Genomic DNA, 13,724 nt, shown 5'->3' with positions numbered 1-13,724 from the left:
GGCGGGTCTGGCGAGACCCTCCGGTATTGTACAAGAGAAAACACCGCCCGATGGTCTCGGGCGGTGATGGGTAAAACCGATGGACGCAGGCTTTACTTGGCGTGCTTCCAGGTCATGCGAAGGCCAATCGAGGGGCCTCCGAAGTCCGCCTGGCTGTTCGAGAGCAGGTAGCCGGCCGAGATGCCGTAGCCCTTGCCCTCGGAGGTCCAGCCCAGGTCGAGGCGAGGTTCCACCGTCCACAGGGCGCGTGCTTCCAGCAGGCTGTCCTTGTTCGTGCGGAACATGGCACCGCCACCCAGCAGCGCACCGACATCCGCCCGCACCGGGCCCAGGTCGGTGCCCAGCTTGGGCAGGAAGCCGCCATACATCGTCAACCAGGGGCCCAAGGGCGCCGCCTGACCCAGCTGCAGGGCATAGTTCATCTGGCCACCGAGCGACAGCCACGAGTTGACCTTGAGGCCGCGTTCCGCGCCATACACCAGGTGCTGATTGGCCGCTCCAGCCAGGGCTGGCATGTAGCGGAAACTACGCGCCCGGTAAGGCTTCGAGCCGGGGAAATGGCGGCTCCAGCCCTTGTCGTGCTGCTTGCGCTTCGTCTTGCATTCACCCTCGCAGGCGGTGCCAGGCGCGCACGCACAGGCCATCTTGCCATGCCCTTCGCACTTGGCGGCAGGCTTGCCGTGGCAGTCATCCTTGCACGCCGCCGCGCCCTTGTCCTTGCAGGCCCCGTCGCACGAGGTGCTGGTCTTGCAGTCGCAGGCCGCCTTGCCCGACTGGCATTCGCCCTGGCAACTAGTGCCAGGCTTGCAGGTGCAGGCGACCTTGCCGGACTTGCACTCGCCCTGGCAGGTGGTGCCGGGCTTGCAGGTGCAGGCGACCTTTTGCTCCGCCTTGCACGCGTCGCCACAGGCGCCCCCACACGCTGCTTTCATCTCCGGCGAGCAGTTGCCCTTGCAGTGGGCCTTCATTTCGGGGGAGCACTTGCCGCCGCAAGCGGCCTTGGCTTCCCCTGAGCCTGCGGGTGCCTTGGCGGCTGGCTTGGCCTCCGGTTGACAGCAGTCCGAGGCCGGCTTGGCCGACTTGTTCTCCGCTTTGGGCGTCGGCTTGCTGGCCTTGGCCGCCGACTTGTGATGGGACGCCACCACGGTGGCATCCGTTTGCAGGGGGGCGGCCGATGCCTGCTGAAGGGGCATGGTCATCAGCGCCCAGGCCGTCGTCACGGCCAGGAAAAGTTTTGACAGACGCATGGTGCTACTTTCTCGTGCGCTCGGTCGCTCGTTTGAAATCAAACGAGCAGCTACGTCATGGGAGCCATCAGGCACCCCGTGCCCGATATTTTAACGCAAACTTAGCCATCTTGCTGGCCAGGGAGACCGGTGGTGGCATTGGGAAGGCCGTTCGCAGTCTAACGCCCCCGGTCGTTGGACCGAGGGCGTTGCACTGGGAACGGCCGAGGTTGTTGTTGTCTCGGGGGGGCCGCTTTGGTGCGGGCACCGCGAGGGTCAAGGCTTCAGAATAGTCCGTTAATGCCGAAGCGAGCCCAGGCCATCAAGCCCTCCAAAAAGCTCACATGACCGTCCCGGTTGGTATCGACCTCGTGCGCGACGGCCTGCGCCACCAAGGCCTCGTGGGTCACGAATTGCCCAATTGGCGAGGAGCGTTGAAAAAAGTCGCGAGCCCGGCCATCGACCTCCGAGTAAACGCCCAAGGCCGGAATCTGGGTCATGTTGATCCACCCGTCGCCATTGCGGTCGTAATTCTTCATCAGGTTGCGGGTGAACTGCTCGATACGCATCGTCTCTCTCCTTGGATGGTTGTCGCGAACCACTGAGAGGGTTATCGCCAGGGCGCCAGCCAAATTCGGTAAGAGAAAATTATTGCTTCGTTTAATTTCAGGTTAAATAAATGCATCCCGGCGCAGGCCAGAGCGGGCTGGCCGTGGTGCTCCCGGAAGGTTCAGGCGTGGGCCAATTCCAGCATCAACACCGGATCCCGCGTCATCGCTTCGGCGATCGCCGCATTGCGTTCGAAGCCGCTGGAATCGTCGGCCAGGAAGCCGTGACGGGCCAGCTCCGCCCGAATCTCCGCAGAGTCCACTGCGCCAAGATCGTCGCCCGGCATCAGAGCCGCCGCCACCCCCAGCGCCGCGCCCAGGGTGACGTTGTACTGGACGAGTCGGCAGACGGAGTGGGCGAAGGGGGTGTAGCCGGCGGCCCGGCAAGCCAGCCCCAGGTTTTTGACGCGCGAGGCCAGGCCCGCCTCCAGCACGACGTGTGCCGCCAGCGCGCCTGGCACGGAAACCGCTCGGAAACCGCGAAAGTCGGGGTAATAGCAGAACGTGCCCACCCGCCGGTGGGCATCACCGGTGGCCAGCGCTTGCAGCGAGAGGCGTTGGCGAACATCGCGGGCATGGCGCGTTTGGCGCACGTACACCCCCCGTGGCAATTCGACGCGGGCCTCGCGCCAGCCGAGTCGGGTTTGCAGGAACCGTTCGAAACGCCGGGCTTCCTCCCGAAAAAAGTCATTGGCGCCTTCGCGGGACAGCCTGAGCAATTCGTCTCCGTCTTCGCTGAAATAGATCAGCCCGTTCCAGGAGGTGGCCTGAGGTCCGACGATGGCCGTGTTGAAGCCATCCGCTTCAAAGCGGTACGGCCCCTCCTGAAGTCCCTCGGCCTCTCGCCAGCGCTGGTAGGCCAGGCCCAGGTGGGGCGGCCCGATCAGCAGGTAGTCGTCGCCCTGCTCCAGATCCAGAAAGTGGCGGTCTCCGAAGACCTGTTGCCGTAGCGTCTCCAGAGAAGGGTCCTGAGCCAGAGCCTCGCAGGTGGCCATGATCGTGTCTGGCGAGACGCCGTGAACCACCGGCAGGGGACTGATGCCCAGGCGCTTGGTCAGCCCGTAATCGGTAAATCCGTCGCTGAATGGCATGCCTGACGCCTCGGCCAGGTCGGCGTCCGGGGTGGCGTCGATGAAGGCGCGGGCCGTCAATTCTCCCTCGGTCGTATGGAGCGCGGCCAGGCGATCGCCGTCCATCCGCACGCCTTGCCAGTCGCATCGCAGCAGGGTGACCCCAGCCTCCGTCAGCATCTCCTGCAGGGTCGCGGCGCCGACATCAGCCGGCAAGGCCACCAGAGGAACCTTCGCCCGCGCCAGGAACTGTCCAAAGATTCCATCGTGGGGGCTTTGCTCCGGTGGCGTCAGGTGACGGGCGTCGCGGTCGACGAAGGCCAGGCCGTCCTCGGTCAACAGCCCTCCCAGCATGGCTTCCGGGCTTACCAGCAGGGCCACCCGAGCGCCGGCGCGCGCGGCCGCCACAGCCGTCAGGCAACCCTCGGTTTCGTTGCCGACCACCAGCACATCGAAGTCTTGCTCCAGCGGTCCCATTCAGACGGCCACCACTTGCAGGGCCGGTTCGATCGTTTGCAGCAAGGCTTCGATGCCCGCCATGGTGCCGGTGATCGAGCTGGGGCAGGTGCCGCAGGCGCCCATGTAGTGGATCTGCAGCGTGTTGCCGCTGAATCCAACCACCTCCAGGCCGCCGCCATCCATCATCAGGGCGGGTCTGACTCGCTCGTCGAGCAGGGCATTGATGCGCTCCAGGCGTCCCCGGTCGAGTTCCGAAAGGTCGTCGGGCGACAGCTTGGCTGCGGCTGGCGTGGCAAAAGCCTTTTGCAGCGCTTGCGCATCGGCCGCCCGAATCGGAACGGCCAAGGCGCGTTCCAACTCGCTCCAAGCGGCTGCCCCGTCTTGCACCACGGTCAGGTAGCGATCGACGTAGTAAACCTCGGTGACGTGGGGAATGGCAAAGAGCTCCCGTGCCAGCGGGTCATCCGCTGCCCCCGCGCTGCTGTCGTAGGAGCGGGCTGTGCCCGTGGTGATCGGCTCTTTCAGCACGAAGCGCTTGGCGTTGGGATTCGGGGTGAATTCGATTTCGGCGATTTTGGGCATGGGAGGGTCAAGGGCTCAAGCGGGAAGAGAGACTCAGGGGCTGGCGTGCCCGGAGCCGGGGATGGGATCCGAGGTTCCCTCGGTGGAACTGGCGTCCTGACCGGACAGGGCGGCTTGCAGCGTGTGCCAGGGCAGCACGGCGCATTTCACGCGAGCCGGCAGGTTCGCGATACCGGAAAAGGCGTCAAAGTAACGATTCTCGGTGTTTTCTGGCGACACCGCAGACGCCTGCCCCGTCACCACGTGGCGAAAATCCTGGATCAGCTGGGCGGCTTGCTGCACCTGCTTTCCCTTGACCTGGGTGGTCATGATCGAGGCCGAGGCCTGGCAGATGGCGCAACTTTGTCCCTCGAACCGGATCTCACGGATGGCTTCGTTCTCGACCACAGCCGTCAGCCAGATGTGGTCACCACAAAGCGGGTTCAGCCCCTCGCTCTGGTGGGTCGGCTGTTCCAAACGTCCGTGGTTGCGCGGTTTCTTGTTGTGTTCGAGAATCAGCTGGTTGTAAAGCGCGGTCGACATCAGGCAAACAACTCCGTGACGACGTGCAGTCCCCGAATCAGGGCGTCACATTCCTCCAGCGTGTTGTAGAAGGTGAACGACGCCCGTGCCGTGGCTGGCACGCCCAGGCGCGCCATGAGGGGCTGGGCACAATGGTGTCCGGCCCGAATGGCGATGCCCTCTCCGTCCAACACACTGCCCACGTCGTGGGGGTGGACACCGGCCAGTTCGAAGGAAATGACGGCAGCCTTTTCCCGAGCCGTTCCCAGGATGCGAAGCTGCGGCAATTCAGCGAGGCGTGACGTGGTGTATTGCAGCAGGCGTTGCTCGTGGGCTTGGATACGCCCCAGGCCGATGCCCTGCAGGTAAGTTATCGCGGCCCCGAGGCCGACCGCCGCGGCGATGGAAGGGGTGCCCGCCTCGAAGCGGTAGGGCAGGTCGTTGAAGCTGGTGTGCGCGTAGGTCACGGTGCGGATCATATCCCCACCCCCTTGCCAGGGCGGCAAGGATTCCAGCCAGGCCCGTTTGCCATACAGCACGCCGATGCCCGTCGGGGCACACAGTTTGTGCCCCGAAAAGACGTAGAAGTCGGCATCCAACGCCCGAACGTCGACTGGTTGGTGGAGCACGGCCTGGGCGCCGTCCACCAGGACAGGGATGTTAAGGGCGTGGGCGGCCTGGATGATGGGTTCGAGCGGGACGATCGTCCCCAAGGCGTTGGACACGTGGGTGACGGCGACCAGTCGCGTTTTGGCGCCCATCAAGGCGATCATGGCCTCGATGTCGAGACTCCCGTCGTCATGAATCGGCGCCACCTTCAGCAAAGCCCCCCGTTCCCGGCACACCATTTGCCACGGAACCAGATTGGCGTGGTGTTCCAGGGCCGTGATCAGGACCTCGTCTCCCGGCTCAAGGCGCGTGCGGCCGAACGTCTGTGCTACCAGATTGATGGCCTCGGTGGTGCCGCGCGTGAAAATGACTTCTTCCCGCTGTTCGGCGTTCAGGAAGGCCCTCACGATGTCACGCGCGCCTTCGTAAGCGGCCGTCGCCTCATGGCTGAGCGTATGGACGCCGCGGTGCACGTTGGCGTGTTCGTAACTATGATAGTGAATCAACCGATCCAGCACTGGACGCGGCAGTTGTGTGCTCGCCGCATTGTCCAGGTAGACCAGGGGGTGGCCATTCACCCGGCGCGAGAGAATCGGGAAGTCCGCCCGGATTGCCGCCAGGTCCAGATCGTCTACCAGCGCGGCGTTCACGGCGTGAGCCTCGGCCTGGGAGCGGTGGTGCGTCCCAGCATCACGGCTTGCAACTGCGTGCGCAGGGTCGGGATGGCGACTCCCTCCAGCACCTCAGAGGCGAAGGCATACGTGAGCAACGCGCGAGACTCGGTTTCTGAAATGCCCCGCGCTCGCAGGTAGAAGAGCTGATCCGCATCCAGCTGGCCAATCGCGGCCCCGTGGGCGCATTTGACGTCATCTGCCTCGATCGCCAGCTCGGGTTTGGTGTCCAGTCGGGCGTGCGGGGAGAGCAGCAGTCCGCGTGAACTTTGGGCCGAATCGGTCTGCACGGCCCCCGGTAAGACCTTGATCATGCCCGCAAAAATCGCGTGAGAGCGCTCGTCCAGGATCATGCGCTGGGTCTGTCGGCTGCGCCCGTGCGGAAAAGCGTGGATGAGACGAGAATGGACGTCGGCCACCTGGTCGCCCGATAGCAAGGCCAGCCCATCCAGGTGAGCATCGATCTCGTTGCCCTGGCCGTCGATGGTGACATCAAGTCGGGAGAGCCGTCCGCCCAGCGTGATGTGCTTCAGGGTGTAGTGGGCGGAGGGCGCCAGCCGCGCGGCCCAGGTTTCCAGATGCGTGGCGAGTCGACTTTCACTTTGCACGCGCAGGTGATGCAGGCGTGCGTTTCTTTCCACCAGTACCTCGGTCACGGCATGCACGGCCTGAACTGTCTCTTGCAAGGCCACATAGGCCTGCACCAGCGTGGCCCGGCAGCCCGATTCGGCCACGACCAGTACCCGGGGGGCGATCAGACTGGGAATGGGCAGGCCGGTGGAGATGAACAGCAGGTGGATCGGACGTTCCTCGCACCAGTCGGCAGGAATCCGGACGAGGGCGCCATCCCGGCAGTGGCGAGCCGCCAGAGCCGCCATCACGTCGCCGTCCGTGGGCGCTACGCGACCGAGCATCGCGGCCCACTCCTCGCCGTCCAGTTCAGAAAAGGCCCGCACGGTCAGGGAGGCCCCAGGCTCTCGGCTGCTCAGATGGGCGGCGTAGTGACCATCCACGAAGGTGAGCCGGCACCCTTCGGCCTCGGGCCACAGATAGCGGGCCACCTCCGAGTGCTCCACCTGCCCAGGGGCTTGAACCCGGCTGTATTCATGGGCGGTCAGGGGAGCCAGCGAGGTGAATCGCCAGGCTTCGTCTCGTGGCGAGGGCAGGGCGGCGTGGCGCAAGATCTGGTCCGCCTGCTGGCGCAGACGGGCAAGCGGCCCTGTGCCTTCCAGTGCGGGGGCTTGCGCCAGCACGTTTCCCAGCCAGCTTTCCCTGGAGGTGGTGGTGGCCATGGTCTCAGCGTGCCCCGGTGGTCGAGGCCTGATCGCGTACCCAGTCGTAGCCTCGGCCCTCCAACTCGAGCGCCAGCGTCTTGTCGCCCGTCTTGATGAGTTGGCCGTTCGCCATCACGTGGACGTAGTCCGGCACGATGTAGTTCAGCAGGCGCTGATAATGCGTCACCATCACGATGGCATTGTCCGCCGTGGACAGCCGGTTGACCCCCTCCGACACCACCTTGAGGGCGTCGATATCGAGGCCGGAGTCCGTCTCGTCCAGGATTGCCACCTTGGGGTTGAGGACCGCCATCTGCACGATTTCATTGCGCTTTTTCTCGCCGCCACTGAATCCTTCATTGACGCTGCGGTCCAGAAAAGCCGGCGCCAGATCGACGATCTTGATACGTTCACGGATGTAATCATCGAATTCGATCGGGTCCAGCTCATCCTCGCCGCGCGCGGCGGCCAAGGTGTTGTAAGCCTGCCGAAGAAAGGCCGCGTTACTGACGCCCGGAATTTCGATCGGGTACTGGAAGGCCAGGAAAAGGCCCGCGCGAGCGCGTTCTTCCGCCTCCATCTCCAGCAAATTCTGACCGAGGAAGTGGACTTCGCCCGAGGTGACCTCGTAAGCAGGGTGCCCGGCCAGCACTTTGGAGAGCGTGCTCTTGCCGGACCCGTTGGGCCCCATGATGGCGTGGACCTCGCCGGCACGTACGGTCAGCGACAGGCCCTTCAAGATCGGGGCCCCGTCCACTGAGGCGTGCAGGTTGCGGATTTCGAGCAGGATGGGCGCTTGTTCGCGAATCATGGGGGTCAACCTACGCTGTTTTCAAGCTTCAAACCGAGCAATTTCGTCGCTTCCACGGCGAACTCCATCGGCAGTTGGGTGAACACGTCTTTGCAGAATCCGTTGATGATCATGGCGATCGCCTCTTCCGCGCCGATGCCGCGTTGGGCAAAGTAGAACATCTGGTCCTCGCCGATTTTCGAGGTCGTCGCCTCGTGCTCGACGCGCGCTGTGTCGTTTTGCACGCGGATGTAGGGCACGGTGTCCGCGGCACAGGCTTGCCCGATCAACATGGAGTCGCACTGCGAATAGTTGCGGGCACCAGCCGCCTTGGGCCCCATTTGCACCAGCCCGCGATAGGTGTTGCGGGACCGGCCCGCCGAAATGCCCTTGCTGATGATGGTTGAGCGCGTGCGCGGGCCGATATGAACCATCTTGGTGCCGGTGTCGGCTTGCTGGCAGTGGTTGGTCAGGGCCACGGAGTAGAATTCTCCGACCGATTCCTCTCCCATCAGCACGCAGCTAGGGTATTTCCACGTGATGGCCGACCCGGTCTCGACCTGGGTCCAGGAGATCTTGGCGCGCTTGCCCTTGCACAGGCCTCGCTTGGTGACGAAATTGTAAATGCCCCCCACGCCGTTCTCGTCGCCGGCGTACCAGTTTTGCACGGTCGAATACTTGATATTGGCGTCGTCGAGGGCGACCAGTTCCACCACGGCTGCGTGAAGCTGATTGGTGTCGAACTTGGGCGCGGTGCAGCCTTCCAGGTAGCTGACACTGGCGCCCTCCTCGGCGACGATCAAGGTCCGTTCGAACTGGCCGCTTTCCTCCGTGTTGATCCGGAAGTAGGTAGACAGTTCCATCGGGCAGGTCACGCCCTTGGGAATGAAGCAGAACGACCCATCCGAGAAGACGGCCGAGTTGAGGGCGGCAAAGTAGTTGTCCGTGTAGGGCACCACGGTGCCGAGATACCGCTGGACCAGGTCAGGGTATTCGCGCACGGCCTCAGAAAAGGAACAGAAAATCACCCCGGCGGCCTTCAGCTTGTCCTTGAAGGTCGTGGTGACCGAGACGCTGTCGAAGACGACGTCCACGGCCACATTGGCGAGCATCTTCTGCTCGTGCAGGGGAATGCCGAGTTTCTCGAAGGTCCGAACCAGCTCCGGGTCGACCTCGTCCATTGAACCGAGCTTTTTCTTCTGCTTCGGCGCCGAGTAATAGACGATATCTTGGTAGTCGATGGCCGGGTAATCCGCGTGGGCCCAGTGGGGTTCTTCCATCGACAGCCAGTGACGAAATGCCTTCAAGCGGAAGTTCAGCAACCACTCAGGCTCGCCCTTCTTTTCCGAGATGCGGCGGACCACGTCTTCATTGAGCCCTTTGGCGAAGCGTTCCGACTCGATGGGAGTGACGAAACCCGCTTCGTAGGGGCGGTTGATGACTTTTTCGACCTGGGTGCTCATTCGATACGACCTCTGATTCGCATCATAGCATATTTCGGATAATTCCGGTCCCGTTTGTCACCAGGGCGTCGATCCGTTATGATGACAGCATGTCAGACGGCGACGGCTGACACGCTCTGGGGCAATCCCTTGCCAGATCGCACGGGTCGGACCTTTTGACGAGCCTGGACTCGATTCCCAGATGTTCGGGCTGGCGGCCCGAACACCCGGCGGCGAGAGGATTCCCTCTCCAGTGGGGGGCCGTTCGACTGGTCAACGCGGTTCAGGCCATTCTAACATTGCGGGGTGTCATCCGGCGATTGACGCCCGCCGATACCAGATTGGAGTCACGCCTCCCCATGATCACCCGCGCCACCGAGTATGCTTGCCTGGCCATGCTTTACTTGGCCAAACAACCGCAGGGTGAGACCGTGAACACCGCGGATGTGGCCCGTGAGGAGCGCATTCCGCCCTCTTTTCTGGCCAAGGTGATCAACCAGCTGAGCAAGGCGGGCCTGTTGACGTCTCGTCGGGGGCCAAGTGGGGGACTGGAACTTGCGCGGGACGCACAGGCCATCACCCTCAAGCAGGTGGTTGAGGCGATCGAGGGGGAGCTGGCGGTCAACCTCTGCACCGGTTCGCAGGATTATGCTTGCTTTCGCCTGGGGTGTTCCTTGAAATCGGCCTTCTCGGCTGCCCAGCAGGTCTATCTGGCGCGCCTGGATGCTGTCACGTTGGCAGACCTGGTGCGGGACGACCGCTACACGGCTGACCAGGTCCCCCCGCCAGCCTCCGACGCCCTTTCCCCGGCTGGACCTCGCTGATCCCCCATTCATTTTCCCACCCTACCAGGAGGAGTCCCGTGACCACTGAATCCAAGCCCTCGACCAAACCATTGGTGACGCTCACGTCGCGGGCGGCCGAGCACGTCAAGATCCTGTTTGCTCGCAAGGGCCAACCGGACGCCTACCTGCGAGTGGCCGTGGCCGGCGGGGGCTGCTCCGGAATGTCGTACAAGCTTGACGTGGCCGCCGAGGCGGGACCGGCCGACAAGCTGATCCCGGCCGAAGGGGGGGTCAAGGTGATCGTGGATATGAAGAGTGCCCTGTACCTGGCCGGCATGGAAATCGACTATGACGACGATCTGATGAATGCGGGCTTCAAGTTCCGCAATCCCAACGCCAAGACCAGCTGCGGTTGCGGCGAGAGCTTCAGCACCTGAGCGACTTTGGCGCTGGGGCGTCGCCCGCGGGCCCGTCGGCCTGAGGTGATGGAGGCGGGGCCGCGCCCCGGGTGGGGGAAGCCCAGCCGAGCCGGATCGCCTCCAAGGGCGCGCCCGCGCGATAGGACAGGTGAACCGTCACGGACTCTCCGGCCTGCACCTCGCGGGGCGGAAGCGGCAACTGGAGTTGGAAGAGGTACCAGTCGTTGTCGGGATGGTCGAAAGCCTCGGTCATCACCGCCTTGGTGATCAGGCTGACCGCGTTGACGGTGGCGTCGCAAGCGGCCTCCAAGGGCACGCACACGTCGATCTCGGGGGCGGCCTCCTGCATCAAGCAGACCCAGTAGGTGACGGGCTCTGACACCGCGGCAAGGCGCGGGTCCTCCACGTAGGGATGGGAGGAGCGGATCAGGGGAATCCGGAAGCCTTCGTAATGGTCATCCACCGCCATCAGCTGCAGCGCACTGACCGCGGCGTGGGGAATGATGCGCAGCCCGGGATGCCCGTGACGTGCGAGTAAAGCCCGCATCACCGGAACTTGCTGTTCGTTGACCAGCCCGACGTGGAGCATCTCACAGATCACCACATCAGGACGTTCCGGGCAGTCAAACGCTTCTGCCGGTCCCTCCACCACGCTGACGCGCTCGGAGAGTCCATTCAATTGCATCGTGCGACGGGCCACCGCGGCCATCTCCGGGTCCCTTTCCAGTGCCCAGACGTGCTCCGCGCCGGCCCGCACGGCCAGGGCCGATAGGATGCCCGAGCCCGTGCCGGCTTCGATGACCCGGTCGCCGGGGCGAACGGTCCGCGCGATGGCGTGTCTGAAGGCCGCCATCCGGCGCCCATTCGACAGCATCATGTGATGATAAGGTTGCGGAATACGGCCCAGGTCCGGAAAGCTCACCGTAGGACCTCGAGGGCGGAGCGCCCAGGCGGACGCGCCGATGGAAAGCGGAACCACCGTTTTCAAGCGCCAGGACACGACGGTCCCTGGGGGCTGACAGCGTGCTATCCTGTATCTACCCGAAAGGAGTAAGTGATGTCCTCCCCCACCGTAGACATCCCGTTGAACCTGGTCAAACCGAGCACTCCCTACGAGGCGTTGGTGCTTGAAAACCGTGCCTTGACGCCGGACAGTTCCGAGGACGTTCGCCACCTCGTCTTCGACCTGGGAGAGAGTGGGTTGCGCTACCTGGAGGGACAGTCCATCGGGGTGATCCCCCCTGGGGCAGATGCCGCGGGAAAACCCCATCGCCTGCGGCTCTACTCGATCGCCTCCGCGCGGGCCGGGGATGACGCCAGCGGCCGAACCGTCAGCCTGTGTGTCAAGCGTACGATTTACCAGAACGAGGCGGGGGAGACGGTGCGCGGCCTGTGCTCCAACTACCTGAACGATCTGGTGCCGGGGGACCGCGTGCGGATTTGCGGCCCGATCGGGAAACACTTTCTGCTGCCGGAGGATCCGACTGCGCCGGTGTTGATGGTGGCCACAGGGACTGGTATCGCGCCTTTCCGGGCATTTCTGCATCAGCGTGGTCGTCAGTCTGAACGAGGGCCTGCCTTGCTCGTCTTTGGCGTGCGGACCTCGGCAGACCTGCTCTATGCCGACGAGTTGCGCGCCTTGCTCGACGGGCCGGATGATCGCTTTGCCCTGGCGATCTCGCGTGAACAGACCAATGCGGACGGGGGGCGAATGTATGTCGGCGATCGCCTGGCTGAACTGGCCGAGCGGGTGCTGCCCTGGCTGGAGGCGCGTCATCTCACGGTCTACCAGTGCGGACTGAAGGGCATGGAAACTGGGGTCGAGGCGGCTTTTCAGCGTCTGTTGTCCCCCTCAGGCCAGGACTTCGCTGCTCTCAAGCCCGCGCTCGTGCGGGCGAAGCGCTGGCTGGTCGACACCTACTGACGCTCACGGACGAGATGCACCCGCCGTCGGTGGCGTCTTGATGGCCTGGGGCCTGGCCTTGCGCAGTTTTTCCAGCTTGGGGGCGATCACCCCCGCGCAGTAGGGCAGCTCAGGATGCTTTTGAAAGTAGTCCTGGTGCTCCGCTTCGGCGGGCCAGAACCGCTTCAAAACCGCCACCTCGGTCACGATGGGACGCGGAAATCGGGCCTGAGCCCCTCGGAGGACGGCTTCCGCGCGCTTCCGTTCTGCTTGGTCTCGCACCAGGATGATCGACCGGTACTGGCTGCCGACATCGGCTCCTTGGCGGTCCCGACTGGTGGGGTCGTGCACCAGCAGGAAGGCGTCCAGCAAAGTCTCGTAGGGGATCACCTTCGGGTCGAAGGGGACTCTCACCACTTCCGCGTGGCCGGTCTGGCCCGTGCAGACCTCGGCATAGCCAGGCGCCGCCAGGTGGCCGCCGGCGTAGCCGCTTTCCACGTCACCCACGCCGGCGAGTTGCTCCAAGGCTGCTTCGACGCACCAGAAGCAGCCTCCTCCCAGATAAGCCTCTTGAAACCCTGGAGCGGACTTGGCCGCAGGAGCGGATGGGCCGGCCGTAGGCGCCTCTCCTTTGGCCGGGCCCAGGCGAGTCAGGGCCACCCAGACGCCCATCAGCAGGAGCAAGGACAGGGCAGCCCGCACCGTGACCGCCGTGCGGGGAACGAAGACGGGACCTTCCGAGCCGGTTTCGTCAGGCCCCTCAGAATCCGAGCGCCATTTCGGCATCCGTGTAGGCCGTGTCCGTCGCCCCGTTCGCCTTGGCATAGCGTTTCACCCCGTAGGAGAGGCCCAGAAAGAAGGTGCGAAAGCCCTTCTCCTTCATTTCCGCATACGCTTTCTCAAACGTCCACTTGTCGTGGGCGATGCGGTAGATACCCACCATGGCCCCCGTGCGATCGCGGCCGTGCTGGCAGTGGACGAACACCGGGCCGGTCGTGGGGTCCAAGGTCAGTTTGAGCCAGGTGTCGATCTGCTGGGGTTTGGGCGGCGTCAACCAGCTCATCGGGATGTGTGTGAAGCGCATGCCCAAGCTCTCGACGACCTGCCGTTCGTGGACGGCCTGCTTCTGATTGAAATGAAGGTAGACCACGTGGCGAATGCCCAGGTCCTTGAGTTGGGCCAGACCTTTGTCCGTTGGCTGCTGACCGCGATACAGCGTGTCATCGACCCTGAAAAAATGCCCGAGGTCCTCCCGGGGGCCTCCAGCCAGCCAGCCTGGCTCATCGGCTTGGGCCCGCTCCGTGCTTTCGGCCCGCATCGTGGCGGTCTGCGGGGCAACGGCTCGTGCGGCGATGGAGCTCCCCCCCTGGCCGCAGCCGCTCAGC

Annotated in this window: 15 protein-coding genes; 3 read left to right on the top strand and 12 right to left on the bottom strand. The window is 64.1% G+C overall.

Annotation, left to right across the window (positions count from 1 at the left end):
- Positions 1–92: 92 nt before the first annotated feature.
- The 9 genes from VKP62_02260 to sufB form a co-directional block, all read right to left on the bottom strand.
- Positions 93–1,247, bottom strand: a complete 1,155-nt coding sequence (locus tag VKP62_02260; protein ID MEB3196003.1) for a hypothetical protein — start codon at positions 1,245–1,247, stop codon at positions 93–95.
- A gap of 263 nt (positions 1,248–1,510) precedes the next feature.
- Positions 1,511–1,795 (bottom strand): EF-hand domain-containing protein, encoded by a 285-nt coding sequence (locus VKP62_02255; GenBank protein ID MEB3196002.1) that lies wholly within the window; start codon positions 1,793–1,795, stop codon positions 1,511–1,513.
- A 161-nt stretch (positions 1,796–1,956) separates the two neighbouring features.
- A complete protein-coding gene (locus VKP62_02250; GenBank protein MEB3196001.1) occupies positions 1,957–3,381 on the bottom strand; it encodes an FAD-dependent oxidoreductase in 1,425 nt (474 codons plus the stop codon).
- Positions 3,382–3,945, bottom strand: a complete 564-nt coding sequence (locus tag VKP62_02245; GenBank protein MEB3196000.1) for a NifU family protein — start codon at positions 3,943–3,945, stop codon at positions 3,382–3,384.
- A 33-nt stretch (positions 3,946–3,978) separates the two neighbouring features.
- On the bottom strand, positions 3,979–4,467 hold the full coding sequence (locus tag VKP62_02240) for an SUF system NifU family Fe-S cluster assembly protein (protein ID MEB3195999.1): 489 nt from the start codon (positions 4,465–4,467) through the stop codon (positions 3,979–3,981).
- Complete coding sequence (locus tag VKP62_02235; protein ID MEB3195998.1) at positions 4,467–5,705, bottom strand: cysteine desulfurase; 1,239 nt, start codon at positions 5,703–5,705, stop codon at positions 4,467–4,469. The genes VKP62_02240 and VKP62_02235 overlap by 1 nt, the downstream gene beginning before the upstream one ends.
- Positions 5,702–7,018, bottom strand: coding sequence for a Fe-S cluster assembly protein SufD (gene sufD / locus VKP62_02230; GenBank protein ID MEB3195997.1), 1,317 nt, complete (start codon positions 7,016–7,018; stop codon positions 5,702–5,704). The genes VKP62_02235 and sufD overlap by 4 nt, the downstream gene beginning before the upstream one ends.
- Positions 7,019–7,022: 4 nt before the next feature.
- Positions 7,023–7,811, bottom strand: a complete 789-nt coding sequence (gene sufC / locus VKP62_02225; protein ID MEB3195996.1) for a Fe-S cluster assembly ATPase SufC — start codon at positions 7,809–7,811, stop codon at positions 7,023–7,025.
- A 5-nt stretch (positions 7,812–7,816) separates the two neighbouring features.
- The gene (gene sufB, locus VKP62_02220) at positions 7,817–9,253 is read right to left on the bottom strand and encodes a Fe-S cluster assembly protein SufB (GenBank protein ID MEB3195995.1); all 1,437 of its coding nucleotides are present in this window, start codon (positions 9,251–9,253) and stop codon (positions 7,817–7,819) included.
- A gap of 338 nt (positions 9,254–9,591) precedes the next feature.
- Between sufB and VKP62_02215 the strand changes: the two genes are divergently transcribed.
- Complete coding sequence (locus VKP62_02215) at positions 9,592–10,056, top strand: Rrf2 family transcriptional regulator (protein MEB3195994.1); 465 nt, start codon at positions 9,592–9,594, stop codon at positions 10,054–10,056.
- Between the two features lie 38 nt (positions 10,057–10,094).
- Entirely contained in the window at positions 10,095–10,454 is a 360-nt protein-coding gene (locus tag VKP62_02210) for an iron-sulfur cluster assembly accessory protein (protein MEB3195993.1), read from the top strand.
- Here VKP62_02210 and VKP62_02205 read toward each other — a convergent pair.
- On the bottom strand, positions 10,444–11,358 hold the full coding sequence (locus tag VKP62_02205) for a 50S ribosomal protein L11 methyltransferase (protein ID MEB3195992.1): 915 nt from the start codon (positions 11,356–11,358) through the stop codon (positions 10,444–10,446). The two genes, VKP62_02210 and VKP62_02205, sit on opposite strands and share 11 nt — an antisense overlap.
- A gap of 135 nt (positions 11,359–11,493) precedes the next feature.
- On the opposite strand from VKP62_02205, the gene VKP62_02200 reads away from it, so the two are divergent.
- The gene (locus VKP62_02200) at positions 11,494–12,360 is read left to right on the top strand and encodes an FAD-binding oxidoreductase (protein ID MEB3195991.1); all 867 of its coding nucleotides are present in this window, start codon (positions 11,494–11,496) and stop codon (positions 12,358–12,360) included.
- 3 nt (positions 12,361–12,363) lie between these two features.
- On the opposite strand, the gene msrA is transcribed toward VKP62_02200, so the two are convergent.
- Together msrA and VKP62_02190 are read right to left on the bottom strand one after the other, a co-directional pair.
- Positions 12,364–13,125, bottom strand: coding sequence for a peptide-methionine (S)-S-oxide reductase MsrA (gene msrA / locus VKP62_02195; protein MEB3195990.1), 762 nt, complete (start codon positions 13,123–13,125; stop codon positions 12,364–12,366).
- Positions 13,100–13,724: tyrosine-protein phosphatase (locus VKP62_02190; protein MEB3195989.1), on the bottom strand; the 625-nt coding region annotated here is incomplete at its 5' end. The genes VKP62_02190 and msrA, both read right to left, overlap by 26 nt.

This window comes from Candidatus Sericytochromatia bacterium (assembly GCA_035285325.1).
GTDB lineage: Bacteria > Cyanobacteriota > Sericytochromatia > S15B-MN24 > JAQBPE01 > JAYKJB01.
Note: the sequence above shows the minus strand (reverse complement) of the source record. Positions and strands in the feature narration are given on the sequence as shown.

Bases quoted from the DNA above. Each gene is read 5' to 3' on its own strand.
- VKP62_02260 (MEB3196003.1), bottom strand. From the start codon at position 1,247: ATGCGTCTGTCAAAACTTTTCCTGGCCGTGACGACGGCCTGGGCGCTG.
- VKP62_02255 (MEB3196002.1), bottom strand. From the start codon at position 1,795: ATGCGTATCGAGCAGTTCACCCGCAACCTGATGAAGAATTACGACCGC.
- VKP62_02250 (MEB3196001.1), bottom strand. From the start codon at position 3,381: ATGGGACCGCTGGAGCAAGACTTCGATGTGCTGGTGGTCGGCAACGAA.
- VKP62_02245 (MEB3196000.1), bottom strand. From the start codon at position 3,945: ATGCCCAAAATCGCCGAAATCGAATTCACCCCGAATCCCAACGCCAAG.
- VKP62_02240 (MEB3195999.1), bottom strand. From the start codon at position 4,467: ATGTCGACCGCGCTTTACAACCAGCTGATTCTCGAACACAACAAGAAA.
- sufD (MEB3195997.1), bottom strand. From the start codon at position 7,018: ATGGCCACCACCACCTCCAGGGAAAGCTGGCTGGGAAACGTGCTGGCG.
- sufC (MEB3195996.1), bottom strand. From the start codon at position 7,811: ATGATTCGCGAACAAGCGCCCATCCTGCTCGAAATCCGCAACCTGCAC.
- sufB (MEB3195995.1), bottom strand. From the start codon at position 9,253: ATGAGCACCCAGGTCGAAAAAGTCATCAACCGCCCCTACGAAGCGGGT.
- VKP62_02215 (MEB3195994.1), top strand. From the start codon at position 9,592: ATGATCACCCGCGCCACCGAGTATGCTTGCCTGGCCATGCTTTACTTG.
- VKP62_02200 (MEB3195991.1), top strand. From the start codon at position 11,494: ATGTCCTCCCCCACCGTAGACATCCCGTTGAACCTGGTCAAACCGAGC.
- msrA (MEB3195990.1), bottom strand. From the start codon at position 13,125: ATGCCGAAATGGCGCTCGGATTCTGAGGGGCCTGACGAAACCGGCTCG.